The following is a 24,646-nucleotide window of genomic DNA, read 5'->3' as shown; positions in this document are numbered from 1 at the left end:
CGCTCACGGCGCGTCGAGGACGACGACCGACCGCAGGACCTCGCCGCGGCGCATCTTGGCGAAGGCCTCCTCGATTCCTTCGAGGGGAATGGTCTCTGACACGAACCGATCCAGGTCGAAGCGGCCTTGGAGGTAGAGATCGATCAGCAGCGGGAAGTCGCGGCTCGGCAGGCAGTCGCCGTACCACGACGGCTTGAGCACGCCGCCTCGGCCGAAGAAGTCGATCATCGGGATGTCGGGCAGCGGCATCGATGGCGCGGGTACACCGACCTGGACGAGCGTGCCGGCCAAGTCCCGGGCGTAGAAGGCCTGACGGAGCACGTCGGGATGGCCGACCGCCTCGATGCTGACGTCGACCCCGTTCCCGTCGGTGAGCGAGCGGATGCGCTCGACGGGATCGACGCGGGACGAGTCGATGGTGTGGGTCGCGCCAAACGCCTGCGCCTGGTCGAGCTTCCTGGCGTCGGTGTCGACGGCGATGATCATCCCCGCGCCGACCAACCGAGCGCCGGCGATCGCGGCGTCGCCGACCCCACCGCACCCGAACACCGCGACGCTGTCGCCGCGTGTCACGGCACCGGTGTTGACGGCCGCCCCGAATCCGGCCATGACGCCGCAGCCGACCAGACCCGCGGCTTCGGGGCGTGCGGCCGGGTCGACCTTCGTCGCCTGGCCCGCGGCGACGAGCACCTTGTCGGCGAACGCGCCGATGCCGAGGGCGGGGGAGAGCGGGGCTCCGTCTGCGAGCGTCGTCTGCTGCTCGGCGTTGCGCGAGCCGAAGCAGTGCCACGGACGCCCGCGACGACAGGCTCGACACTGGCCGCAGACGGCCCGCCAGTTCAGGACGACGAAATCGCCCGGTGCGACGTCGGTGACGCCTTCGCCCACGACCTCGACGGTTCCTGCGGCCTCGTGCCCGAGCAGGTACGGGAAGTCGTCACCGATCGCGCCCTGGCGGTAGTGGAGGTCGGTGTGGCAGACGCCGCACGCCTGCACCCGCACCCGCGCCTCACCGGGGCCTGGGTCCGGGACCACGATGGTCTCGACCGTCACCGGCTCGCCGGGCGCCGAGGCGATGACACCGCGAACCGCTTCGCCCACGGGGGTCCGTCCCTTCTGCTGCTCCTGTTCTACGGGACCAGGAACGGGATTTCCAGGAGGACCACAACCGACCCGGTCACCGGCGTCGGGGACGGACCCTGCCGCCCGCCACCGCGGCCGAGCGGTCGCGAGCCCGGCCTACCCGGTCGGGGCGCCCGTCGCCGAGCGGTGCGCGGGCGACCAGAACGGTGGATGGGGTGGGAGACGCCCGAGCGCGTCGAGGAGGGCCTCGAGGTCGGCGCGGTCGAGCGTCGCGAGGTCCTCCGGTGGGGTCGCGAGCCGCTCGATGAGGAGGGCCCGCGTCTTCGCGCCCTCGGGCGTCAGCACGACAGACTTCACGCGCCGATCACCGGGATGCGGCTGACGTTCCACCAGGCCGCGCTCCTCGAGCCGATCCACGAGCCAGGTCGCGTTCGAGGCGTCACAGGCCAGCACCGTCGCGAGCTCCCCCATGGAGCGGCCCTCGTCCGGATCCAGCTCGAGGATGGTCTTCGTGTGCCCGGGCGTGAGACCGAGCTCGCGCGCGATGTCGGCGAGCGCCGATCGCTGCGAGAACGTGTAGGCGACCAGCAGCTCCCACGCGCTCCGGGCCAGCTGCTCCTTCGTGACCCTTGTCACACCCACGAGGTTACGCCTTCCTGGGCTTGCTTGGAGTGTTCAAGGCTCCAAATCTCCGAGGACTCGGATATTTGACTTACCTGAAGCATAGTGCGTAGGATCCGGTCATGGAAACCCCCGTGACCGCCAGCCTCGCCATCCGCGCCGTCGACCTCGGCAAGTCGTTCGGGGACGTCCACGCCCTCGCCGGCGTGTCCTTCGAGGTGCCGGTCGGCACCGTCCTCGGCCTGCTCGGCCCCAACGGGGCGGGCAAGACCACCGCGGTCCGGATCCTGACCACGCTGCTGAAGCCGGATCGGGGACGGGCCGAGGTCCTCGGCCAGGACGTGACCGAGGACCCGATGGGGACCCGGGCCGTCATCGGCCTGGCCGGCCAGTACGCCGCCGTCGACGAGAACCTCACCGCCAGGGAGAACCTGCGCCTCGTGGGCCGGCTCACCCACCTGCCCTGGGCCGACGTCGTCCGCCGCGCCGACACCCTCCTCGAGCGCTTCAACCTCGCCGACGCCTCCGACCGCCTCGTCCGCACGTTCTCGGGCGGGATGCGCCGACGGCTCGACCTGGCGGCCGCGCTCGTCCATGAGCCGCCGGTGCTCTTCCTCGACGAGCCGACGACCGGGCTCGACCCGCAGGGCCGCACCGAGCTGTGGGCGTTCATCGAGGAGCTCGTCGACGCCGGCACGACCCTGCTCCTGACGACCCAGTACCTGGAGGAGGCCGACCGCCTCGCCGACCGGATCGTCGTCATCGATCGCGGCACCCTGATCGCCGAAGGCACCGCCAGCGAGCTGAAGGCCCGACTCGGTGCCACGATCATCGAGGTCGCGTTCGACGACCCCGACACCGCCCGCAGCGCGGCGGCACGGCTCCATCGGGTCGGCGAGCTCGCCGTCGACGGCAAAGAGGTCCGTGTGAACGTCGCTGATGGCGCCCAGGCCATGCTCCAGGCGGTGCGCGTCCTCGACGCCGAGCGCCTCGAGCCCCGCGCCATGGCGCTTCGAGAGCCGACGCTGGACGACGTGTTCCTGACCCTCACCGGCCACGCCGCCGACGAGAAGGAGGCAGTCAACCGATGACCGCGCCCCCTGTGACCCTGACCGCCCCGTCAACTCGGACTGTCGGCCGACCCTCTGTGGTCGGTGACGCGCTGACCATCGCGTGGCGGAACGTCCTGAACATCCGACGGAACCCGCAGCTGCTCGTCTTCGCGACGATCCAGCCCGTCATCTTCGTGCTGATGTTCCGCTACGTCTTCGGCGGCGCGATCAACGTTCCGGGCGTTCCGTACGTCGACTACCTCATGCCGGGCATCTTCGTGCAGACGGTCGTGTTCGGCGCGCTCACCACCGGCGTCGGCCTCGCCGAGGACCTCCAGAAGGGCCTCGTCGACCGCTTCCGGTCGCTGCCGATGGCTCGCTCCGCGGTGCTCCTCGGGCGCACCCTCGCCGACCTGCTTCGCAACGTGTTCGTCGTCGGCCTGATGTGCGTGGTCGGGCTGGCCGTCGGGTGGAACCCGACCGGCGGCGCCTTGTCGATCGTCGCCGGGCTCGGCCTCGTGCTTGCCTTCGCGTACTCGTTGTCCTGGGTGTTCGCCATCGTGGGCCTGTCAGTCCGCGACAGCGAGACGGCGCAGGCCGCGTCATTCCCGATCCTCGCCCCGCTCGTGTTCGCGTCCTCCGCGTTCGTCCCGGTGGCGTCGATGCCTGGCTGGCTCCAGGTGTTCGCGAAGCACCAGCCGGTCTCCGTGGTCGTCAACGCGGTGCGCACCCTGACCCTCGGCGGCGCCGTCAGCTCCCACGTCCTCAGCGCGCTGGCGTGGATCGTCGGCATCGTCGCCGTCTGCGCGCCGCTCGCGGTCGCCCGCTACCGGCGCGCCACGTAGCGGCACGGCCCGGCTCCCCCCGGCCGGGCCGTGCCGTCCACTCGCGCCGGACCTGGCGGCCGCCTCGGGGGTGGCCGGCGGCTCGCGAGCAGCCGTGGGGGAGCCTGACCGGTCCGCCAGGCGGAACGCGCGGTGCGCTCAGGCGAACGTCGGTGCCGCGCCGGCTCGCACGGGGGGAGCGGGCGCGCTTCTGAGCGCGGCGGTCCCGTGCGGATCGGGCGCCGCCCGCAACCGAGTGGCAAGGGTGGCGGCGACCCGGCGGAGCAGGTCGGGGTCGCTGCCGAGCGCCCGGAAGCTCTCTCGACCGGCCACCAAGAGCCGCATCGGGGTCCGAGTGACCACGCTGGACCAGTGGGGCACCTCGCCGAGGATGGCGGTCTCGCCCACGAAGGCGCCCGGGCCGAGCACCTCGCTCGCCGCGCCGCGGCGCTCGAGGGTGGCCCGTCCCTCGACGATGACCACCAGCTCGCGGCCGACCTCGCCCTCGCGCGCCAGCACCACCCCCGCGGCGACCTTGACCTCGTCGAAGAGCGGTGCGTACCGGGCGAGCTGGCGCTCGCTCAGGTCGGCGAATCCGGGAACCGACCGCAGCAGGTCGATCTTCAGATCGGTCGTCTTCACCTGCTTCTTCCCCCGGCACGGTGAGCGCGGTGGTGGATCCGGGCCGGTCGGCCCGAGGGGGCCGGGCCGACGACCGAGGCCGTGCGTCGGTGTCGCCGGGCGCGCCATCGGCGGCCACTCCCGTGGCGGCGTTGACGACGCAGTCCCGGTTCCTCGCTCACGTGCGGCCTCCCCTTCGGTTCAACTTCAGAACCTAGTGGGTTTGCTTTTCGAACGCAAGGTGACTACGGTCACGAGGGTGCGTTGGAGCGAGATTGGTGACCAGCACTGCTCGATCGCCCGGGCCCTCTCGGTGGTCGGCGACCGCTGGACGATGCTGATCCTGCGCGAGGCGTTCATGCGCACGCGTCGCTTCGAGGATCTGCAGGCCCGGACCGGCGCGCCGCGCCCGGTGCTGGCCGAGCGGCTGAAGACCCTCGTGAAGCACGGGATCCTCGAGCGCCGCCGGTACTCGGAGCACCCCGACCGATACGAGTACCGACTCTCGCCGAAGGGCCTGGACCTCTACCCCGTGATCGTCTCGCTGCTGCGCTGGGGCGACCGGTGGATGGACGCCGGCGAGGAGCCGCCGGTTCAGCTCCGTCACCGAGAATGCGGGACGGTCATGCACCCCGAGCTGGCGTGTCCGGCCTGCGGCGAGTGGGTCGGCGCGAGGGACGTCGAGGCCGTGCCGGCCGGAGCGTCGCCCCGCGGCTGAGCGACCTCGAGGCTCGTCGGCGGGACCACCCGCCCCCGCTCAGAGGGATTCGAGGACCTGCAGCACCGTGCGGTTCGAGGGGATGTTCCACTGCTGCGCTCCGACCTCGTCGAAGCGCACGATCCCGTCACCGTCGATGACGAAGAGCGCGGGCCGCTGGCCGAGCGAGATCAGTCGGCTCGTGGCGTCGTAGGCGTCGAAGACGGTGTGGTCCTCGTCGATCAGCGTCGGGAACGGCAGCGGATGCGACTGGAGGTACGCCTCCGATGCACGCGCCGGCTCCGCCGACACGGCCAGGATCTCGGCTCCTGCGCCCTGGAACTGCTCGTAGTCGTCGCGCAACTGCGCGAGGTGCCGCCGGCAGAACGGTCAGGCGTAGCCCCGGAGGAAGGCGAGCACCACCGGGCGACCGCGGTAGGAGGAGAGGGTCACGTCGCCGCCCCCCGATCGCGGGAGCGTGAAGTCCGGAGCCTGCGATCCGACCGGCGCCTTCGTGCTGTCGCTCACGGGCGGACTCTAGGTCGCCGGACCCGGTCCGAGCCCGGGGACGCCGAGCGTCAGGGCGCTCCGAAGACGAGAACGGCGTTGTGGCCGCCGAAGGCGAAGGAGTTCGAGAGGACGGCCCCGTCGCCGAGCGGCCGGGGCTCGGTCACCACGTCGAGCGCGATCTGGGGGTCCGGGGTCGTGAAGTTGGCGGTGGGGGGGATGCAGCGCTCCGCGATCGTGAGCACGCTCGCCACGGCCTCGATCGCTCCCGCGGCCCCGATGGCGTGGCCGAGCACCCCCTTGATCGACGTGACCGGCGGCGCGTTGGGGCCGAACAGGGTCCGGATGGCCACCGCCTCAGCGGCGTCGTTGTGCGGGGTCGAGGTGCCGTGGGCGTCGACGTGGGCCACGTCCCTCGGCGTGAGCCCGGCGTCCTCCAGGGCCAGGCGCATGCAGTCCACGGCACCCCGCCCGTCGGGTGGTGGCGCCACGAGGTGGTAGGCGTCGGTGTTTCGCCCGTAGCCGAGGAGCTCGGCGCGGATCGGCGCCCGACGGGCGACGGCGTCCTCGTACCGCTCGAGGACGAGGGCGGCGCCGCCCTCGGCCAGCACGAAGCCATCGCGATCGGCGTCAAACGGACGTGACGCCGAGGCGGGGTCGGCCGACCGCTCCGAGAGCGCGTGCGCAGCCCCGAAGGCCACGAGCACCGACGGCGTCACCGGTGCCTCTGCGCCAGCCACGACGACGAGATCGGCGCTGCGGTCCCGGAGCAGGCGGAGCCCCTCGCCGACCGCGTGCGCGCCGGCCGCGCACGCAGTCGAGATCGTCAGACAGGGTCCCCGGAAGTCGCGCCGCATGCTGACGTGGGCGGCGCCCGCGTTCGGCATGACCGTCGGCACGAACAGCGGGTTCATGCGGCCCTTCAGGCCGGGCGCGAACATCCCGAGGAACTCGCGGGCACCGTGGTCGACCGTCTCCAGGCCGCCCAGGCCGTTGCCCACGATCGTGCCCACCCGCGCCCCGTCGACGTCCGGTTGCCCGGCGTCGGTGTAGGCGGCCTCGGCCGCGGCGATCGTGAACTGCGCGAAGCGATCGGTGCGGCGCGCTTCCTTCTCGGAGAGCACCGAGCGAGGGTCGAAGTCGCGGGCCTCGCACGCGAACTGGATCGACGCCTCCGAGACGTCGGTCCGCTGCACCGGTGCCGCGACGGAGCGTCCAGCGAGCAACGTGGTCCAGAAGCGCTCCACGGTCGAGCCCGCGGGCGAGATCACGCCGAGCCCGGTCACGGCGACGCGTGCCGGCCGCCGCCCGTCCCCCGGCGCGCTGTGACCATTCCCCACCATGTGATGTCCCTCAGGCACCGTGTCGACGTTCGTCTGGGCGGGTGTAGTTTCGCGCGCCCGCGTGGGCCGTCGTCACCGGAGGGACTCGAGCATGCCGCTGCGCTCACTCGGGCGCGCTCCGCGCCACCGACCGATGACGGCTCCCGGATGCAGCGAGCCGCCGCTCCAGGCCGTTGCGTGGGCCACGGGCTTCGCCCTGGCCGCGTGCGCCGCCGGTGAGGCCGACCCACCGGATCCCCTACGCCCTCGCGCACGCCGATTCGAGTCGGGGCGCGCGCCGGCGCGATCCGACCGCCGGTCGACCGGCCTCCCCGCGTAGGGGTGGGCGGGATGGAGCCGGTCTGGGGACTCGGTCGGGTCCTGCTCTATCCGATCCGCCCGATGTTCCGGCTGACGATGGTGGGCCAGGAACACGTTCCCCGCGCCGGCCCGGTGCTGCTGGCGAGCAACCACGTGTCCTTCCTCGATCCGCTCCTCCTGCTCTGGCTCGGTGAGCGGACCGGCCGCAAGGTGCGCTTCCTCGCCATGTCGGAGCTCTGGCGCCACCGCGGCGCGCGCTTCTTCCTCACCCATACCCACCAGATCCCGGTGCCGCGTGGCACCGTCGCGGCCGGGAGCTCGCTGGCGCCCGCGTTGGCCGCGCTGGAGCGCGGGGAGTGCCTCGGCATCTTCCCGGAAGGCGGTATCTCCGACGACCTCGACCCCATGCCCGGCAAGACCGGCATCACGTGGCTCGCCGGCCTGAGCCGGGCCCCGGTGGTGCCGGTCGGCGTCTGGGGCGCCCAGCGCCTCTACCCGAAGGGACGGAAGCGTCGGCTGCGCCCCGGCGTCTCCGTGAGCGTCGTCGTCGGGCGGCCGCTCTCGGTGGGGCCGGACGAGGACCTCTGCGCCGCGACGGACCGGATCATGGCCGCGGTCGCCGCCTCCGTCCGCACGGCACGCGAGATCTACCCGCAGCGACCGAAGCGGCGCGACGACGGGTGGTGGGTGCGACCCCCGGAAACCGCGGTCCCTCGGCCGACTCCCCGAGGACGCGTCGGCGGTCGGTCGTCGTGAGTCCGCCCGGTGCTCGCGGGCGGTCGTTCGAGGCCCCCCGCGACGTGCCCATCCGCACCGCGTCGGCGCGGCGTGGGGTCAGCGGCCTCACCGCTAGAGTCCGTGCCCAGCGCTGAGCTGCCCGCAGTGTTCGAGATCGGAGATCGGTGTTTCCCTCCCTTGACGAGGTGATCGGCGAGCTCCGCACGATCTCTGAGGACAGCACGGTCGAGCCCGGCTCCCGGCTCGCGACGATCGACGCCGACTCCCTCGACATCATGGAATGGGTGTACGAGATCGAAGAGCGCGCCGGCATCCAGTTCGACGAATCGCTCTATGACCCCGAGGCGCTCAGCGAGACAACCGTTGCGGAGCTCTACGACAAGTTCCGGGCCCAGGCCGAGGGCTAGAGCGAACGGACCCGCGGAAACGCAGGGAGCGCGCCACCTGGCTGGAGCCTGCCGGTCGACCGCGATTCACCGCCACGTCCACGGGACGTGCCGATTCGTTTCCGTCTTCGCGGGGTGCGACGCGCTGTCCGAGCGTGCGCCCGGCGGCGCGGTCTCCACGAGATCAATCGGCCGCCAACGCGCGACGAGTCCCGAGGGAGGGCACCGCTCGCCCGGCCCGAGTGGGGGTGGAGACCGGATCGCGACGTGTCGGTTCCTGCCTCGCTTCACCGCCACAGGTCGCCGGGGCGCCCGGGTGCTTCGGTCGGGACGGCCAAACCCCCGGCGCCCGGCCAGGCCGAACTCGGCCCTTGTCACTTTCAGTGTTTGAGCCTCCACGTAAAGTGGTAGGGCCCAAGCGTGGCGGTCTTGGGATGGGATGTCCGATTTGTCGGACCTCAGGCCGGCCGTGCCCCCGGAGCCCGACGGGCCCCGCGGCGGGCCTCGGCCGCAGCAACCCCAACGCCCCGGCTGAGCCCGGGATGTGCCACCCGCTCGAGCCGGCGGCGGCCCGAGACGCCGTGGTCACGGTCGAGGCGCGGACCGCCTGACTCGACCGCCAGTGCGTGGTCCGGGCCCGCCGGCTCCGCACCCTCGGGTCGCATCAGCCGACACTCCCGGCGTCCGTCGAGCCGAGCCACGGCCTCGTGTCCACTGCGGCGCGGACGCGACCCCGGCGGGTCGACGTGCTAGTCGGCGACGCCCGGACCTACGCCGGCGACGCCCGGACCCGCACCGAAGAGCCTCGGCCGCGCGCCGGCGATGGCGCCGCGTGGCCAAGCGCCGTCCGGCCGTACAACCCGGGGCTGCTGAAGGCATGCGCCGTGCTCGCCGACCTGGTTGCGATCGAGCTCGGCCTGATGGCGGCGTTCGTGCTGAGGAACAGGCCCGACGGCACGACCACCAGCCTCAGCGTGGTGATCGGGTCCGTGTCAATCCCGCTGTGGCTGGGCGTGTTCTCGTGGTACCGCCTGTACGAGGCCCGCCATATCACGTCGTGGCTCGACGAAACGGGTCGCCTGACCCACGCGGTGCTGACGAGCACGCTGCTGATGGCCGCCGTCAGCTTCATGGCGAAGCAACACGTTTCACGAGGTTGGCTGGTGCTGTGCTTCCCGACCACGGTGGCCACCTGCGTCGTCGAGCGAGGCGCCGCCCGCGCCTGGTTCAACAAGTTGCGGCGCTCGGGTCGGTCACTGCGTTTGGTCGTGGTCGTCGGCGCGAACGCCGAGGCGGAGTCGATCTGCGGCCTGCTGATCACACACCCGGTGCTCGGTTACCGGGTCGTCGGGGTCACCGACGACAGCGGAGTGACCGATCTCCTCGGCGTACCGGTCGCCGGTCGAGTCGCCGACACGCTGAGCGTGGTTCGCGCGACCGGCGCCGGCGGTGTGATCGTCGCCACCACTGCGGTGACTGCCGCGGCCTGTAATCGACTGGTCCGCGAGCTCGTCGACGCCCGCGTCCACGTGGAGATGTCGTCCTCGTTGCAGGGCATCGATGCCGAGCGACTCACCGTTCGACCACTCGGCACCACGCCGATCGTCTATGTCGAACGCGTGCACTACGGGGGGTGGCGCGCCGTCGCGAAGCGCAGCTTCGAGCTCGTCTGCTCAGCAATCGCGCTCATCGTCCTTGCCCCGCTCCTCGGCTTGGTCGCGCTGGTCATCAAGCTGGACAGCCCGGGCACAGTGCTGTTCTCGCAGGTCCGAGTGGGGAGGGACGGTCGGCCATTCCGGGTCCTCAAGTTCCGCACCATGGTCGCGAACGCCGAAGACCTGATCATCGACCTGCGCCACCGGAACGAGGCCGACGGTCCGCTCTTCAAGGTGCACGAAGACCCGCGGATCACCCGAGTTGGGCGCACGATTCGCCGATTCTCCATCGATGAGATCCCTCAACTGTGGAACGTGGTCCGAGGCGAGATGAGCCTGGTCGGTCCGAGGCCAGCGCTGTTCTCGGAGATGGACCAATGGACACTCGAGCTGCGCTCGAGGTTGCGAGTCAGGCCGGGGCTCACGGGCATGTGGCAGGTGAGCGGTCGCAGCAACCTGGACTTCTCCGAGTATGTGCGCCTCGACCTGTACTACGTCGACAACTGGTCGCTGTGGCGCGACCTCGCCATCATCGCCAAGACGGTGCCCGTGGTCCTCCGCAAGCGCGGCGCCTACTAGTCCGGTCGCTTGTGCGCCGGCTCTGCTCACGGAGTCCGCGCCGAGGTCGGCGGATCGGCCGGGAAGGCGGAGGACGCTCAACGACGGGCCCGCCACCCGACCCTCGTCGTCCCGTGGCTGGACGGGCTCCGTGCGTCGTGCACGGCCTGTCGTTACGTGCGCTGAGCGCCCGCCTCAGCTGCCGGGCCCAGGCTCGGGTCCGGCTTGGCTGACCGAGACCAGCTCCCCGGTGCCCTGGACAACCGGGGGCGTCCCGAAGGGCGACTCCGGCGTCGCAGGCCCGACGACCCCGACGAGCGCCGGGGGGGCCGGGGGAGCAGACCCCGGCGCGCCGGCGGGCACGACGTCCGGGGACGGGGGGATCAGGGTCGGGGATCCGCTGGGGGCGGGCTCGGGCGACGTGATCGCGGCGACCGGCGAGCCGGGGCCGGGCTGACCGGAGCCGAGCGGCGGGCCGGATCCGGGCGGGGACGGAGGAACGCCTGCTGCCCGGAACGGCGAGGCTGCCGGGGCCAGGACCGCCGCTGGGTTCGCAACCACCGGAGCGGTCGGTGAAGCCCCCGCTGCTGGCGCCGGGGCCGCGGGCGCCGGGCCCGTCGGTGCCGCCGCGGCCGCAGCCCCCGGAGCGGTCGTTGAAATCACGGAGCGCGCCGGAGTAGCAGGGGCCACGACCGCCCCTGCGGCCGCAACCACCGGAGCGGTCGGTGAAGCCACCGCTGCTGGCGCCGGGGCCGCGGGTGCCGGGCCCGTCGGTGCCGCCGCGGCCGCAGCCCCCGGAGCGGTCGGCGGACTCACGGTTGCGGGGGTCACCGGCACCGGGGCCGTCGCCGCAGGCGCCGGCGGTTGCGTGGATCTCAGCGGCGGGCCCTCCCGGACCCGGGCGCCGGCGGCCGCCCTCGACGGTGTGGTCCGACCTGGGTGTCCGGCGGGTCCCAGCACCACGCTGATCACCAGCGTGGCCGCGCTCAGGACCACGGCTCCCGAGACCAGCTTCCGCGTCAGGTCGCGAGAGCTGCGCTCGCCGTAGGCAGTCATCGTGGCGCCGAGCGCCGCGGCGATGGACGCCTGGGCCGAGCCGTTGCCCGTGATCGCGTCCTCCATCCGCGCCTGCAGCAGCGGGAGGCTGTGGGCGCGCACCGTGAGACGCCACCGCGACGGCGCCGGGGAAGGGAACTCGAGCGAGAGCCCGAGCAGGGTGGCGAACACCAGCGCGCGAACGCTGAGACGCCTCGACCACAGGAGGGCCACCATCGCGGAACCCGTCACCGCGAGGATCCACGCCAACACCCAGGCCAACGGCCTGTCGCCCCGGTATCGGTACACCCAACGGCTGGTGGCCAAGGCGGCTGCGAACGCCAGCCCCAAGGGCAGCAGCAGCGCGAGGGCGCGCACCCCCCGGGCGAGGGCCGCGTGACCCTCCCATCGATATCGGCTGCGCAAAGCCACTATCCCGGTACCAGCCGACGCCGCGTGGCGTGCCCCTCCAACCATCGAACTCGGTCGATGGCACGCTACCACCGGCGGTGAACAGTTGCTCACTCTCAGCAGCATCGAGTCGATGCGGTGGGCACCTGCGGCGGGGCGAGCCGATCGCGCCCGGTGGACGCCGCGCCGGGCGCTCAGCGAGGGCGGCTCAGCGGGCGGGCGGCCCGAGCACCCGTCGGGTCATGGTCTGCGCGGCGGCGATGACCTCGTCGGGCGTGGGACCCCCGCCGTTCAGGATGGCGTGGGTCGCGGTGCCCTGCACCGCGTACACGAGCAGGAGCGAGGTGGTCCGCGGGTCGGCGCAGTCGACGCGCCCGTCGGCGACGGCATCCCGGATACCCGCTTCGTAGGTGCTTGCCAGGAGGGCGATCCCGCGCGCGAACTCGTCGCCGCGCTCCGGCGCCGTGCCCTGGGACCACAGCTCGACGAGGTCGGCCTCCGCGAACAGCAGCCGGGTGGTGGCGTCGATCGCGGCGTCGGCCAGCTCGAAGAAGCCGGCGTCCGGCATCGCCGCGACCACGGCCGTGACCCGCTCCATCATGCGCTCGAAGAACCGGTCCTTCAGCGCGCTCAGGAGCGCCTCCTTGCTCTCGAAGTACCGGTAGACGCTGCCCTTGGCGACGCCCGCCTCGGCGGCGATGTCGGCGACGCTGGTCTGGGCCAGGCCGTGCCGGGTGAAGAGCCGCTGGGCGGCGTCGAGGAGCTCGTCCCGGCGCGCCTCGGGCCGGCGCTGCCAGCGCGGTGCCGCGACCTCGGTCACTCGGCCGACCGCGGGCCCGGCGTGAACCGGACCGGGAGGGCCTCGAGGCCGCGCAGGATGGCGTGGGCGCGGAAGCGGGGCCGGTCACCGGCGAGCTCGAGCTGCGGCAGGCGCCGGGCCATGGCCGCGAACGCGACCTCGGCCTCGAGCCGCGCCAGGGCGGCGCCGAGGCAGTGGTGCGGCCCGAGCGAGAAGGCCAGGTGCCCGGCGTCGGCGCGGTGCAGGTCGAAGCGGTCGGGATCGGCGAACCGGCGGGGGTCGCGGTTCGCCGCCGCGATCCCGACCACGACCGAATCGCCCGCCTCGACCTCGGCCTCGCCGACCCGCAGCGGCTCCAGCGCGACGCGAGGGACGAGCTGGGCCGGTCCCTCGTACCGGAGCGCCTCCTCGGTCGCCGGACGAGCGAGCGACGGGTCGGCCTGGAGCGCGGCCAGCTGGCCCGGGTGGTCGAGCAGCGCCAGCGTGCCGTTGCCGATGAGGTTCATCGTCGTCTCGTACCCGGCCACGAACAGCGTCACGACCGTCGTCAGCAGCTCCTCGGGCGTCAGCCGGTCGCCCTCCTCCTCCGCCGCCACGAGGCCGGACAGGAGATCGTCACCCGGGTGGCGCCGGCGGTCCTCGAGCAGCTCGGCGAAGTAGCCGAAGAGCTGCATCGTGGCCAGGACGCCGGCCTCCTGGGCCGCGGGCTCGAGGTTCCCGTCCAGGAGACGGGAGGCGGCCGCCGACCAGTCGCGGAACTGGTCGCGGTCGCGGAGCGGCACGTCGAGCAGCTGGCAGATGACCTCGGCCGGCAGCGGGTAGCCGAGGTCGGCGAGCACCTCGAGCTCGCCCTGCTCGACCCGCGCGTCGAGCAGCCGGTCGACCAGCCCCTCGAGCCAGGGGCGGAGCCGGCTCACGACCTTCGGCGTGAACGCCTTCGAGACGAGGGAGCGGATCCGGGTGTGGTCGGGCGGGTCGATGAAGAGGAGCACCGAGCTCCCCGGCTGGTACACGTCGTTGGCGCCGATCGCGGCGCGTCCGGTCTCGTTCAGGTTCGACGGGTCCGATCCGAAGCGACGGTCGCGGAGCACCTCGCTGCAGTCCTCGAACCGGGTCAGGAGCCACCCGCCCTGCGGGAACCGGTGGACCGGGGACTCGTCCTGGAACCGTCGGTACAGGGGCCACGGCGCTTGGCGCCACTCGAGCCCGAACGGGTCCACCTCGTCCAGGTCGACGTCGATCACGGACACGGCGCCTCCTCTCGTCCGCCCGATCTTACTGACCAATGGTCACTTATAAATGACCACCGGTCATCAGTCAAGGGGTCCGGGGCACTGGGGCCGGCCGGGGCCCGGGTTCGGGCCGCCGCCGCCCACGGGGCTACCGATCGAGGGCGGCGGACGCGGCCCCGACGCGCGCCATCAGGAGGGCCACGTCGTCCTCCGGCACGTCCCCGACGAGCTCGTGCGTGATGACGGCGCAGGCGGCGTCCAGGTCGGAGCCGACGTCGCGCAGCCGGCTGCGGAGGCGCTCGATGCCGACGTCGAGGACCTCGCCGCGTCGCTCGACCAGCCCGTCGGTGTAGAGGACGACCATGGAGCCGGGCCCGATCTCGTGCTCCTCCTGGTGGTAATGGGCGTCGGCGAGCACCCCGAGCGGGACCCCGGGCTTCGAATCGAGCACCCGAGCGTCCGATCCCGCCGGGCGCAGCAGCGTCGGCATGTGCCCGGCCCGGGCCTCGGTCCAGCGACGCTGCCCGAGGTCGAGGATCCCGTAGACGACGGTGAGGATGTCGGAGGCCTCGACCGCGAAGAGCAGCTGGTTCAGCTCCGTGAGCACGCGCTCGGGCTCGGCCCCGCGATGCGCGAGCGCGAGCAGCGCGTACCGGGCCCGCGCCATCGCCGCCGTCGCGATCGGCCCGTTCCCCACCATGTCGCCCACGGCCAGGCCGACGCGATCGGCGCTGATCGGCACGATTCCGTACCAGTCGCCGCCGACCTCGCTGGCGGCGCCGGCGGGCACGTAGCGAGCCCCGAGCTCCACCCCGTCGATGGCCGGGAGCCGTCGGGGCAGGAGCTGGCGCTGGATGTCGACGAACGAGTCGCGCACCTGCGCGTGCGCGAACGCGTTCTGCAGCGCGCTCCCGGCCCGGATGCCGAGCTCGACCGCCACCGGGATGTCGTGCTTCGAGAACCGGCGGCGAGACGCGGCTCGTTGGGCCAGCGTGAGCGCGCCGATCGGACGTCCCTCGCCTGGGATCGGCACGATCAGGAGGGACTGGCGGTTCAGCATCCGAATGATCTCGAGGTGCTCCGGCGACTGCGTGACGGCGACCCGGACGGCGTCGTCGACCGAGCTGACGAGCATGGGCTTGCCCGTCCGCACCACCTGCCAGGACGGGTGGTCGTCGCGGCCGGGTTCGGGTGGGTAGCGCTCGAGGTTGGCCGCGTACTCGGCGGTCAGGGGGTCGAGGTCGGCGGCGACGATCCGGCGGAACCCGCCGTGGTCGTCCAGGAGGTCGATCACCGAGTGGTCGGCGAACGCCGGCACGGCGGCGGCGGCGATCTGGCGGAGGGCCGCGTCGGGGTCGAGGTCGTCGTCGAAGTGCGAGGACACCCGCAGGAGCACGTCCAAGCGGGCCTGGCCGAGCCGAGCGAGGCGGGCGCTGCGACGCAGGGTCCCGACGGCGACGATGAGCACAAACCCGACGGCGGCGATGGTGCCAATCGCGGCCCAGTCGACGAAGCTGTGCCGAGCGAACTGGTCGTGGGGCGACTCGAAGACGTAGAGGAACGCTCCGAGGCTGGCCACGAGCACGATCCAGCCCGCGGCGACGCCGCCGACGATGGCGGCGAGCACGACCGCCAGCAGCATGAGACCGGCCGGGATGCTCGGCTGCGCGATCGTGTCGGGTACCGCGGCCGCGATGACCACGACCGCGGCCAGCCCGGCCACGGTGCCCACGGCGAAGCGCGGCACCGGGAGCGGCCGCTGCGGGTCCCACGGGCTTCGACCCGGTGGCTGCAGGGAGGTGCGGTCCATCGGCTCCTCGGACGCGGTGCTAGGACCGTGCTGATTCGATCCGTGCGACGAGCCCAGCGCGCCGGAGCTCTCGGCTGGCGCCATTGTGGGCGGCGCGGCGGGTGAGTTCAAAACCCGCCGTGGCGCCGCGGCGCCGGCCGGAGCGTGCAGGCGACGCGCGCGGCTGGAACCGGTCCTAGGTCGGGGGCGGCGTGGAGCGGAGCGGGTCCAGCCCGGCCAGGGCCCGAGCGGCCCGGATGGCCAAGGCCACGATCGTGAGCGTCGGGCCGTAGCCGGCCGAGGTCGGGAACACCGAGGAGTCGGTGATCACGACATTGTCGACGTCGTGCAGCCGCTGCCACGCGTCGCAGACGCTGGTCCGCGGATCCGCGCCCAGCCGCGCCGTTCCCATGACGTGGCGCGAGATCGGCGTCGGGTCGCGCGCCACCCGGCCGCGCGCGTCCTCGAGCGGCGGGGAGGTGACCCAGAACGTGGCCTCGGCGCCCGCTCGGCGCATGACCTCCTCGAGCCGGGGGGCCCAGTGCTCGGCGCACGCGACCTCGTGGCGGTGCGCGGCGTACGTGACTCGGCCCGCCGGCGCGCCCCAGACGTCCTTGACGACCGGGTCGAGGTCCACGCGGTTCGCCGCCTGGGGGAGGTCCTCGCCTTGCATCGTGAACGCGGCCAGGCGCTCGCGCATCGGCGACTCGAGCATGAGGCGAGTGTGCACCGCACCCGGGTGGAGGTAGATCGCCTCGAGGATCGGGTGCCCGCCCGCGCCGTGCTCGACGATCCCGCCCCGGAAGTAGGGGAGGCCCGCGTCCCGGGCCGCGTGCTCGGCGGCTCGATCCGGGACGATCGGGTCGTCCATGAGGTGCGTCACGGACCGACCCCGGTGGCCGTGGAGCCCGAACGGGAACACGCCGAGCACGTAGGTCTGGAAGTGGAACATCAGGTACCGGCCCACCACGTCGGGGTTGCCGAGCTCGGAGCGCAGGAGCAGTCGGGGCGTCTCGAACGCGCCCGCGGCCACGACCACGTGGTCGGAAGCGACCTCCCGGTCGACCCCGTCGGCGTCGAGGTACCGCACGCCGCGAGCCCGCCGTCCGGTGCGGTCGACGACGACCTCGGTGACGTAGGACTCGGGTCGCACCTCGCAGCGGCCGGTGCGCAGGGCGCGGCGCAGCGGCGCCACCGGGTCGCCCTTCGCCTCGATCGGGCACCCGAAGAACCCGCAGAAGCCGCAGTTGACGCAGGCCGGGCGACCGTCGTACTCGACGCTGTTGACCCCCGTGGGGGCCCGGTAGGGGTGGTACCCGAGGCCGGTCGCGGCCTCCGACGTCAGCGCGGCGCAGAACATGTCGGGTCCCGGCGGCATCGGATACGGCCCCGACCGCCACGACGCGAACGGGTTGGCGGTGTGGTCGCCGGCCACCCCGACCACCCGCTCCGCGGCGGCGTAGTAGGCCTCGAGCTCGTCGTAGCCGAACGGCCAGTCGACGACGTCGGCGCCGTCGACGGGACCCAGCTCGGAGCGGGCGCGGAAGTCCACGTCGCGGAAGCGCGGCAGCTTCCCGTCGGCGTGGAAGCCGCCGCCGCCGACCGTCGACGGCAGGTTGTTCACCGCCCCGGCGACGAGCCGGTCGCCCTCGGCCTCGCGGCGGCGGAAGGTGCGCGGCTCGAGGAACGGGTCCGGCCCGAGGAAGTGCCGGAACAGCAGCTTCAGCTCGTCGTTGCTGACGTGACCGAGGGGCTCGAACGGCGGGTCGAGCGCCAGCAGGTGGTTGCGGCCCTTCTCGAGCATGATCACCGACCAGCCCGCGGCGGTCAGCACGTCGGCCGTCGTGGCACCCGCCGGTCCGGAGCCGATGATGACCGCGTCGGCGTCGGTCACACGCCGGCCGTCGCCCCGAAGGCTCGAGGCCTACGCACGGCCGGTGACCTCGTCGTCGGTGTAGCCGCGCGGCAGGACGTCGCCGGGGAAGCCGATCGCGTGCCAGCCCGCGAGGTCGCGGTTCCCGCCGTACTCCGGGGCGGCGTAGGCGCCCTCGCAGGCGTGGGTGTAGAGGAGCGCCTTGAAGCCTGGCGCCGCGTCGAGGCGCGCGTCCTGGTCGGCGAGGCTGAGCGCCGCGAAGTCGGCCCCGAGCGCGGCCAGCCCGTCGCGGTACTCCTGCTGCCAGCCCGGCACGGGGCCGTTGAACTCGCGCTCCGGGATCCCGCGTGACCCCTCGACGCGCGTCCGCCAGGCCAGCGCCTCGACCCGGGACAGCGGGAGGAAGGCGGCGAAGCCCGCCTCGCCGCCGGCGCGGCCCGAGAACGGCCCCCCGGCCCAGACCCGCGGCGGGTCGACCGCGAAGGCGCTGAGCAGGCCGTCGATGTAGTCGGCGCAGCCGAGCGCCCGGCCACCCGGGTGTCGGTCCAACGCCGGGATCAGCCGGTCGCAGGCCGCGGCGACCACGGCGTGCTGCCCGGCGCTGAAGAAGCCGGGCGCAGCGGCGGTCACCTCACAGCTCGAGCTCGTAGTTGCCCTGCTCGTCGACGCGGGCGCGAGCGCCGGGGGGCACGACGAGGACGGTGAACGGCTCCTCGACGAGCGCGGGCCCGCGGACCTCGGCGCCGACGCCGAGCACGGCCCCGTCGTAGACCGGCGTATCGACGAACCCGTCGCCGAAGTGGACCGGGCGGCCGTCGCGGCGAGCCGACTCCGACCGGGCGATCGACCCCACCTCGGCCAGGTGGTCGGGCTTCGGGGTGCGGCCCCGGGCCACCAGCCGGACGCCGCGCAGCACCGGCTGCTGGTTTCGGAACGAGAAGCCGCGGTCGCGCTCGTGCTCGTCGTGGAACCGCTCGGCGAGATCGAGGAGGCCGGCCTCGCCGAGGGCCTCGGCCTCGGGCACCGGCACGCTCATGTCGAAGTTCTGGCCCGGGTACGCCATCTGCGCGAACAGGCCGAGCTCGACGTCGTCACCGGCCAGCCCGGTCGGCTCCAGCTCCTTGGCCGCCTCGTCGCGCAGCTCCGACATGGCGGAGCGGACCCGTTCGAGCTCGACCTGCGACAGCGGCACGACGTACGCGCGGACCAGGTCGACCACGTAGTCGGCGACGAGCACGCCGAGGGCCGAGAACGCGGGAGCGGCGCGGGGGATCAGCACGTGGTCGATGCCGAGCTCGCGCGCCACGGCCCAGGCGTGGACGGGCCCGTTGCCGCCGTAGGCGATCATCCGCAGCGTCCGGGCGTCGGCGCCGTGCGAGGCCAGCACCCGACGAGTCGCGTTCGCCATGTTGGCGTTCACGATGCGCTGGACCCCCCACGCCGCCTCGACCGGGTCGATGCCGAGCGGATGGGCGACCTCCCGCCCGAGGGCGGCGCGGGCGCCGTCGACGTCGAGGCGCATGCGGCCCCCGGCGAACCCGGCGACCGGCAGGTACCCGAGCAGGGCGTCGGCGTCGGTCACCGTGGGCCGGGTCCCGCCGCGCCCGTAGCAGACCGGCCCGGGCGACGAGCCCGCGCTCTCGGGCCCGACGAGCAGCGCGCCTTGGCGCACCCGGGCGATCGAGCCGCCACCGGCGCCGACGCTCTGCACGTCCACCATCGGCAGCCCGATGTAGTAGCGGTACCGCCAGTTCCAGTCGGTCTTGATCTCCGGCTGGCCGTCGCGGACCAGGCACACGTCGAAGCTCGTCCCGCCCATGTCGACGGCCACGAAGTCGTGGACGCCGACGTGCGACGCCGCGAGCGCCGCGCCCATGACCCCGCCGGTCGGGCCGGAGGCGAGCAGCGTCACGGCCCGCTTCGACACGTACTCGGGGGGCATGACCCCACCCGTCGACTGCATGATGAGCAAGGCGCCGCCGTACCCGGCGGCCCGCAGCTTGTCCTGGAGGCTCGCCACGTAGCTGGCGATCCGGGGCGCGACGTACGCGTTGACGAGCGTCGTCGACACGCGTTCGAACTCGGGGCCGCGCGCCATCACCTCGTGGGACAGCGAGAGGTGCTCGACGTCAGGGAACTCCTCTCGCACGATCTCGGCCGCCCGGCGCTCGTGGGCCGGGTTCACGAAGGAGAACAGGAACATGACTGCCACCGAGCGGACCCCGAGTGCGCGCAGGCGCCGAACCCCCCGCCGGACCGCCTCCTCGTCGAGCGGCCGGATCACCTCGCCCCGGAAGTTCAGCCGCTCGGGGATCGGGATCCGCGCCCGCCGCCGGGCGATCGGGGGCGGCGCCGGGTAGGAGGGGTCCCAGATCTCCTCCTTGTGGACGCGCCGCATCTCGATCTCGTCGCGGTGGCCCTCGGTGACGAGCAGACCCGTCGGAGCGCCGTTCATCTCGATCATGGTGTTGTCGGCGGTCGTCGTGCCGTGCACGAGGATGTCCAGCTCGCCGCACAGCTGCGACAGCGTCATCCCGAATCGCTCCGCGAGCTGGCGCAGCCCGTTCATCACCCCCGTCGACTGGTCGTCGGGCGTGGTGGGCGTCTTGTCGAAGACGACCTCACCCTGGGGGGTGACGCAGAGCAGGTCGGTGAACGTCCCGCCGACGTCGACGCCGAGCCGGTAACCCATCGTGCTGGTGAGGTCCGGACGACTCAGGCGCGAACCGAGGCTCGGAGCGCCCGGGTGGCGTCGGCGTCGACGGCCAGCGTCAGGTCCTCGAGCGAGCCGCACAGGGCCACGCCGTAGTCGCGGGCGGCGCCCTCGACGCTGACGTACTCGTCGAGCACGTCGTCGAGCACGGCCGCCGGGTCGCGGTCGAGGGGATCGCCCCATCCGCCGCCGCCGCCGTAGTCGTACATGACCCGCTGGCCGGCGCCGATCGGAACCCACTCGGCGGTGTGCTGCACCCGGAACGGATCGTCGCTGCCGTACCGGATCACCATCTCGTTCGGCGCGCCCGGCCGGCCCCCGCAGATCCCCGGCATCGGGTACTTCATCCCGACGACGTACGTGTACACCTTGGCGTCGACGAGCACTTCCTTCTCGTAGTGGCTGCCGCACAGCCCCCGCCACTCGCCGGCGCCGCCGGAGTCGGTGCGGTAGTCACGGGACCACTGGACGTGCGGGTAGAGGCTCTCGTTGATCTCGGCCGTCGCCTTCCAGAGGTTCCCGAACGACGCGTTCTGGGCGCCCCACGCGTCCATGCCCTTCGCCGCGTTGCACCAGCCCGCGTAGACCTCGGCGGAGTGGTCCGTGAAGGGCTGGCCGGTGCGGGGGTCGACGCCGACGATGATGGTCGGGATGCCGGTCTTGTAGGTCTGCGGCACCGCCTTGTCCGGCAGGACGTCCTGCATCGCGACCGCGATCACCTCGCCGACGTCGGCGCCGGGATGGTGGGTGCCGGCGCTGACCGGCTTGCCGGGGTGCGGGTTCAGCACGCAGCCGGCGGGGACCACGAGGCGGATCTGGTCGAAGAAGCCCTCGTTCTTGGGGATCTCCGGGTCCATCATCGAGGCGATCTGGGCCACCGTGTAGCCGCGCGTGTTCCCGTACGTCGACCAGGCCTGGATCTCCTGACGGGTGTCGCTTCCCGTGTAGTCGATCGTGAGGTGGTCGCCGTCCACGGTGATCTTGACGTGGAGACGGATGTCGGGGTGACCGAGCGGGTCGTGGTCGACGTAGGCGTCGGCCTCGTAGACCCCGTCGGGCCACGTCGCGACCTCCTCGCGGAAGCGCTTCGCCGCGTAGTCGATCATCACGTCGACGCTGCCCTCGACCGCGCCGAGCCCGAACCGCGTGATCACGTCGCTCAGCCGGGCCGCCCCGAGCTGCGCGGCGCCGATCTGAGCTCGCAGGTCACCGATGTAGTCCGGGATGCGGTTGTTGGCCTGCAGCGCGTACAGGACGTCGCGCCGCTCGACGCCCCGGTCGAGCACCTTCACGACCGGCCAGCGGACGCCCTCACCCCAGATGTCGCCGGCGGTGACGTTGTAGCCGCCCGGCACGCCGCCGCCGGTGTCGCCGTGGTGGCACTGGATGCTGGCGATGAGGACCATGCGGCGCCCACCGTGGCCGTCATCGGCGAACACGGGCGCAAAGACGTTGTAGTCGGGCAGGTGGCCGCCGCCGTGGTAGGGGTCGTTGGCCACGAACACGTCGTCCTCGTGGAACTCGTCGACGCCGAGGAACTCGAGGGCGAAGCGGACCGGCAGCGTCGAGGTGAGCATGAACTGCGGGATGCCGACCGACAGCGCGGCGAGACGGCCTCGGTAGTCGAGCACGGTCGCGTTCCGCTCGTTGCTCTGGTTCAGGATCGGCGTGGTGGCGGTACGTGAGACGTACGTCGCCATCTCGAAGCAGATGGTCTCCATCGCGCCGCGCACGACCTCGGCGGTGACGGGATCGACCGTCGCCCCGCTGAGCCGGCCGCGGCTCCCCGCCAGCTGGACCAGGTCGACGTTCATGCCGCTCCTCCCCGCTCGGCCAGAACCTGACGCCGTTGTCACGTCTATCCTAAACCCTCGGCCGGAACCGGCCGCCGAGCGGCAGGGGGAGGAGCGGCGTGACCGAGCAGCGCGAGTTCCGAGACATTAGGGGTGTCGGCGCCGAGGACGGGCCCGCCCTGCCCGTCGACGAGTTCATGGCCTCGCTCGAGGCGCTGCAGGCCGAGGTGGCCACCGAGAAGAACCTGGTGTGGGAGCGCGTCGCCGACGGATCGCTGTCCGAGGAGCTCCTCCGGCGCCTGTCCAAGGAGTACTACTTCCTCGGCAAGTGGTACACGACCGAGTTCGGCACCATCGTGAGCCTGGCCCCGGACGTCGACGCCCTCAACCTGGGCTCGAGCCAGCACTTCGCGCACTGGCTCCAGAACCTCGCCGACGAGACCGGCTACACCGGCGACCACAACCACGTCGACATGAAGGTCACCTGGGCCGGGCAGCTGGGGATCTCGGGCGAAGAGCTGCTCTCGTACCGGGCCATGCCCGAGAGCATCGGGTCGGTGTTCACCACCCTCTACTACATGCGGCGCTCGTACGAGGAGGGTCTCGCCGCCTTCGGCTGGGCCGGCGAGCGGTTCGCGGCCTCCACGAACTACGCCAAGATGCTCTACGAGGGGATGCGTCAGCACTACGACCTCGAGGTCGAGAACTTCAAGGTTCACGCCTACGCCGAGGAGGACCACGGCCGCATGGCCGACTTCCTCCTCCGCCAGGTCGCGGTCACGGCCGGACAGCAGCGCCGCATCCGCCGGGCCGTCGAGCACGTCCTGATCTGTCGGAACGCCCGCACGGCGGCGCTGAACCGGTGGCTCGAGGAGCCCGGCGCGCTGCGCGCGTAGCGTCCCGTCCCGGCGGAGGCCGGGTTGGACCGCCGGTCCGGACCGCTCTCGCCGCGGCGATCGCAGGGCGATCGCGACGGGGGACCGGCGCCGTGCAGCGCGACGACCTCGACGGGCACGATGCCGGCGTGACGGACGGCCGCGCCGACCACCGTCAGATGGGGCGCTAGCGGTGAGCGACGAGCTGGGGATCACCGCGCACGCGCGGGCGACGCCCGACAAGCCCGCGCTCGTGATCGGCGACGAGGTGCGCACCTTCGCGGCGTTCGACGAGCGGACGACCCGGCTCGCGCGCGGGCTCGAGCGCGCCGGGGTCGGACCGGGCGACCGCGTCGCGGTGATGCTCCCGAACGGCCTCGAGTTCTTCGAGACCTGGGCCGCGGCGACGAAGCTCGGCGCGCCCGTCGTGCTCGTGAACTGGCATCTCACCGCGGGCGAGCTCGGCTACATCCTCGCCGACTCGGGGGCCCGCCTCCTCGTCGCCCACCGGGACCTGCTCGAGTCGTGCCGCGCCGCGCTGGCGGCCGCGAGCGGGTGCGAGCTGCTGGTGGTGCCCGACGAGTACGAGGCCGCCATCGCGGGTGACGGCAGCGGCCCGCCCCTGCCGATCGAGGCCCTCGACGCGCCGATCTTCTACACCTCGGGGACCACGGGTCGCCCGAAGGGCGTGGTCCACGGCCGCCCGGACCGCGCCCGCGGCGGCTCGAACATGCGGGGCCAGCTCGCGCTCTGGGGCTGGTCGGCCGACGACGTGCACCTCGTCTCCGGTCCCGCCTACCACGCCGGCCCCGGGGGCTGGACCATGGCCGCTCTGTACGTTGGCGCGACGACGGTGATCCTCGAGCGCTTCGACGCCCAGGAGTGGCTGCGCCTCGTCGAGCGCCATCGGGTGACGCGCACGTTCATGGTGCCGGCCCACTTCATCCGCGTCCTCGAGGTGCCGGAGCGGGAGCGCCGGCAGCGTGACCTCTCGTCGCTGCGGCTCATCGTCCACGCCGGCGCGCCGTGCCCGGTCCCGGTCAAGCGCCGCATCATCGAGGCGCTCGCGCCCTGCGAGGTCGCCGAGCTGTACGGGATGAGCGAGGGGGGCGCGACGCGCATCTCGATGGCGGAGTGGCTGGCGCGGCCCGGCAGCGTCGGCCGGCCCTGGCCCGGCGTCGAGGTGCGGATCCTGGATCTCGAGGGGCGTGAGGTCCCCGTCGGCGAGACCGGGCTGATCTACGTCCGCCCGCCCGGCGGCGCCCGCTTCGAGTACCACGCCGACCTCGAGAAGACGGCGGGGGCGTGGCGCGACGACGCCTTCACCGTCGGCGACGTCGGGCACGTCGACCCCGACGGGTACCTCTACCTGACCGACCGGGCGGTCGACATGGTCATCCGCGGCGGCGTCAACGTGTACCCGCGCGAGATCGAAGACGTCCTGTACCAGCATCCCGCGGTGGTCGACTGCGCCGTGTTCGGCGTCCCGGACGAGCGCCTCGGCGAGCAGCTCGCGGCCGTGGTCGAGGCACGTGCGCCGGTCACCGGCGAGGAGCTCCGGGTCTTCTGCCGCGAGCACCTCGCCGACTTCAAGGTCCCGTCCTCGTTCGAGCTCGTCGCCGAGCTGCCCCGCCAGCCGAACGGCAAGGTGCTGAAGCGGGTGCTGCGCGAGCAGCACTGGTCGGGCCGGGCGGCTCGCATCTAGCGGCCCCGCCGCCGGTCGGGGACGGCGCGCTCGCTC

Annotated in this window: 20 protein-coding genes; 8 read left to right on the top strand and 12 right to left on the bottom strand. The window is 72.8% G+C overall.

Going from position 1 to position 24,646, the window contains the following annotated elements:
* Window positions 1-3: 3 nt before the first annotated feature.
* The gene (locus VG869_11165) at window positions 4-1,101 is read right to left on the bottom strand and encodes an S-(hydroxymethyl)mycothiol dehydrogenase (protein HEV3451753.1); all 1,098 of its coding nucleotides are present in this window, start codon (window positions 1,099-1,101) and stop codon (window positions 4-6) included.
* Window positions 1,102-1,239: 138 nt separating this feature from the next.
* The gene (locus VG869_11160) at window positions 1,240-1,719 is read right to left on the bottom strand and encodes a MarR family transcriptional regulator (GenBank protein HEV3451752.1); all 480 of its coding nucleotides are present in this window, start codon (window positions 1,717-1,719) and stop codon (window positions 1,240-1,242) included.
* A gap of 107 nt (window positions 1,720-1,826) precedes the next feature.
* Here VG869_11160 and VG869_11155 point away from each other — a divergent pair, with 107 nt between their 5' ends.
* Together VG869_11155 and VG869_11150 are read left to right on the top strand one after the other, a co-directional pair.
* Window positions 1,827-2,795, top strand: coding sequence for an ATP-binding cassette domain-containing protein (locus VG869_11155; GenBank protein HEV3451751.1), 969 nt, complete (start codon window positions 1,827-1,829; stop codon window positions 2,793-2,795).
* A complete protein-coding gene (locus VG869_11150) occupies window positions 2,792-3,601 on the top strand; it encodes an ABC transporter permease (protein ID HEV3451750.1) in 810 nt (269 codons plus the stop codon). The genes VG869_11155 and VG869_11150 overlap by 4 nt, the downstream gene beginning before the upstream one ends.
* A gap of 138 nt (window positions 3,602-3,739) precedes the next feature.
* Here VG869_11150 and VG869_11145 read toward each other — a convergent pair whose 3' ends face one another.
* Window positions 3,740-4,222, bottom strand: a complete 483-nt coding sequence (locus tag VG869_11145; protein HEV3451749.1) for a cyclic nucleotide-binding domain-containing protein — start codon at window positions 4,220-4,222, stop codon at window positions 3,740-3,742.
* Window positions 4,223-4,460: 238 nt separating this feature from the next.
* Between VG869_11145 and VG869_11140 the strand changes: the two genes are divergently transcribed.
* Complete coding sequence (locus tag VG869_11140; GenBank protein ID HEV3451748.1) at window positions 4,461-4,919, top strand: helix-turn-helix domain-containing protein; 459 nt, start codon at window positions 4,461-4,463, stop codon at window positions 4,917-4,919.
* 39 nt (window positions 4,920-4,958) lie between these two features.
* On the opposite strand, the gene VG869_11135 is transcribed toward VG869_11140, so the two are convergent.
* Window positions 4,959-5,426: a peroxiredoxin family protein gene (locus VG869_11135; protein HEV3451747.1), complete on the bottom strand. Its 468-nt coding sequence runs from the start codon at window positions 5,424-5,426 to the stop codon at window positions 4,959-4,961.
* A gap of 50 nt (window positions 5,427-5,476) precedes the next feature.
* Window positions 5,477-6,691, bottom strand: a complete 1,215-nt coding sequence (locus VG869_11130; protein ID HEV3451746.1) for a beta-ketoacyl-[acyl-carrier-protein] synthase family protein — start codon at window positions 6,689-6,691, stop codon at window positions 5,477-5,479.
* Window positions 6,692-7,078: 387 nt separating this feature from the next.
* Between VG869_11130 and VG869_11125 the strand changes: the two genes are divergently transcribed.
* The 3 genes from VG869_11125 (at window position 7,079) to VG869_11115 (ending at window position 10,406) form a co-directional block, all read left to right on the top strand.
* The gene (locus tag VG869_11125; GenBank protein HEV3451745.1) at window positions 7,079-7,804 is read left to right on the top strand and encodes a lysophospholipid acyltransferase family protein; all 726 of its coding nucleotides are present in this window, start codon (window positions 7,079-7,081) and stop codon (window positions 7,802-7,804) included.
* A gap of 146 nt (window positions 7,805-7,950) precedes the next feature.
* The gene (locus tag VG869_11120; GenBank protein HEV3451744.1) at window positions 7,951-8,193 is read left to right on the top strand and encodes a hypothetical protein; all 243 of its coding nucleotides are present in this window, start codon (window positions 7,951-7,953) and stop codon (window positions 8,191-8,193) included.
* A gap of 725 nt (window positions 8,194-8,918) precedes the next feature.
* On the top strand, window positions 8,919-10,406 hold the full coding sequence (locus tag VG869_11115; GenBank protein ID HEV3451743.1) for a sugar transferase: 1,488 nt from the start codon (window positions 8,919-8,921) through the stop codon (window positions 10,404-10,406).
* A 1,633-nt stretch (window positions 10,407-12,039) separates the two neighbouring features.
* Here the strand turns inward: VG869_11115 and VG869_11110 are convergent.
* The 7 genes from VG869_11110 to VG869_11080 all read right to left on the bottom strand — a co-directional run bounded on the left by VG869_11110 (window position 12,040) and on the right by VG869_11080 (window position 22,051).
* Window positions 12,040-12,651 carry a TetR/AcrR family transcriptional regulator gene (locus VG869_11110; protein ID HEV3451742.1) on the bottom strand — a complete coding sequence of 204 codons (612 nt, stop codon included), beginning with the start codon at window positions 12,649-12,651 and terminating at the stop codon, window positions 12,040-12,042.
* On the bottom strand, window positions 12,648-13,880 hold the full coding sequence (locus VG869_11105; protein ID HEV3451741.1) for a cytochrome P450: 1,233 nt from the start codon (window positions 13,878-13,880) through the stop codon (window positions 12,648-12,650). The genes VG869_11110 and VG869_11105 overlap by 4 nt, the downstream gene beginning before the upstream one ends.
* Before the next feature lie 130 nt (window positions 13,881-14,010).
* Window positions 14,011-15,672 carry a SpoIIE family protein phosphatase gene (locus VG869_11100; GenBank protein HEV3451740.1) on the bottom strand — a complete coding sequence of 554 codons (1,662 nt, stop codon included), beginning with the start codon at window positions 15,670-15,672 and terminating at the stop codon, window positions 14,011-14,013.
* Window positions 15,673-15,847: 175 nt separating this feature from the next.
* Window positions 15,848-17,545 (bottom strand): GMC family oxidoreductase, encoded by a 1,698-nt coding sequence (locus VG869_11095; protein HEV3451739.1) that lies wholly within the window; start codon window positions 17,543-17,545, stop codon window positions 15,848-15,850.
* Window positions 17,546-17,575: 30 nt separating this feature from the next.
* Window positions 17,576-18,154 (bottom strand): gluconate 2-dehydrogenase subunit 3 family protein, encoded by a 579-nt coding sequence (locus VG869_11090; GenBank protein HEV3451738.1) that lies wholly within the window; start codon window positions 18,152-18,154, stop codon window positions 17,576-17,578.
* 1 nt (window position 18,155) lies between these two features.
* Complete coding sequence (locus tag VG869_11085) at window positions 18,156-20,216, bottom strand: hydantoinase/oxoprolinase family protein (GenBank protein ID HEV3451737.1); 2,061 nt, start codon at window positions 20,214-20,216, stop codon at window positions 18,156-18,158.
* A gap of 23 nt (window positions 20,217-20,239) precedes the next feature.
* Window positions 20,240-22,051: a hydantoinase B/oxoprolinase family protein gene (locus VG869_11080; GenBank protein ID HEV3451736.1), complete on the bottom strand. Its 1,812-nt coding sequence runs from the start codon at window positions 22,049-22,051 to the stop codon at window positions 20,240-20,242.
* 98 nt (window positions 22,052-22,149) lie between these two features.
* On the opposite strand from VG869_11080, the gene VG869_11075 reads away from it, so the two are divergent.
* Both VG869_11075 and VG869_11070 read left to right on the top strand, forming a co-directional pair.
* Entirely contained in the window at window positions 22,150-22,926 is a 777-nt protein-coding gene (locus tag VG869_11075; GenBank protein ID HEV3451735.1) for an iron-containing redox enzyme family protein, read from the top strand.
* Window positions 22,927-23,098: 172 nt separating this feature from the next.
* Window positions 23,099-24,610, top strand: a complete 1,512-nt coding sequence (locus tag VG869_11070) for an AMP-binding protein (GenBank protein HEV3451734.1) — start codon at window positions 23,099-23,101, stop codon at window positions 24,608-24,610.
* Window positions 24,611-24,646 lie beyond the last annotated feature (36 nt).

The sequence above is a fragment of the Acidimicrobiia bacterium genome, from assembly GCA_035948415.1.
Classification (GTDB): Bacteria; Actinomycetota; Acidimicrobiia; order IMCC26256; family PALSA-555; genus PALSA-555.
The sequence above is the reverse complement of the archived record's forward strand: the minus strand, read 5'-3'. Positions and strand labels throughout refer to the sequence as shown.

Excerpts from the sequence above, each read along its gene's own strand:
- VG869_11155 (HEV3451751.1), top strand. The coding sequence starts at position 1,827 with ATGGAAACCCCCGTGACCGCCAGCCTCGCCATCCGCGCCGTCGACCTC.
- VG869_11150 (HEV3451750.1), top strand. The coding sequence starts at position 2,792 with ATGACCGCGCCCCCTGTGACCCTGACCGCCCCGTCAACTCGGACTGTC.
- VG869_11125 (HEV3451745.1), top strand. The coding sequence starts at position 7,079 with ATGGAGCCGGTCTGGGGACTCGGTCGGGTCCTGCTCTATCCGATCCGC.
- VG869_11100 (HEV3451740.1), bottom strand. The coding sequence starts at position 15,672 with ATGGACCGCACCTCCCTGCAGCCACCGGGTCGAAGCCCGTGGGACCCG.
- VG869_11085 (HEV3451737.1), bottom strand. The coding sequence starts at position 20,216 with ATGGGTTACCGGCTCGGCGTCGACGTCGGCGGGACGTTCACCGACCTG.
- VG869_11080 (HEV3451736.1), bottom strand. The coding sequence starts at position 22,051 with ATGAACGTCGACCTGGTCCAGCTGGCGGGGAGCCGCGGCCGGCTCAGC.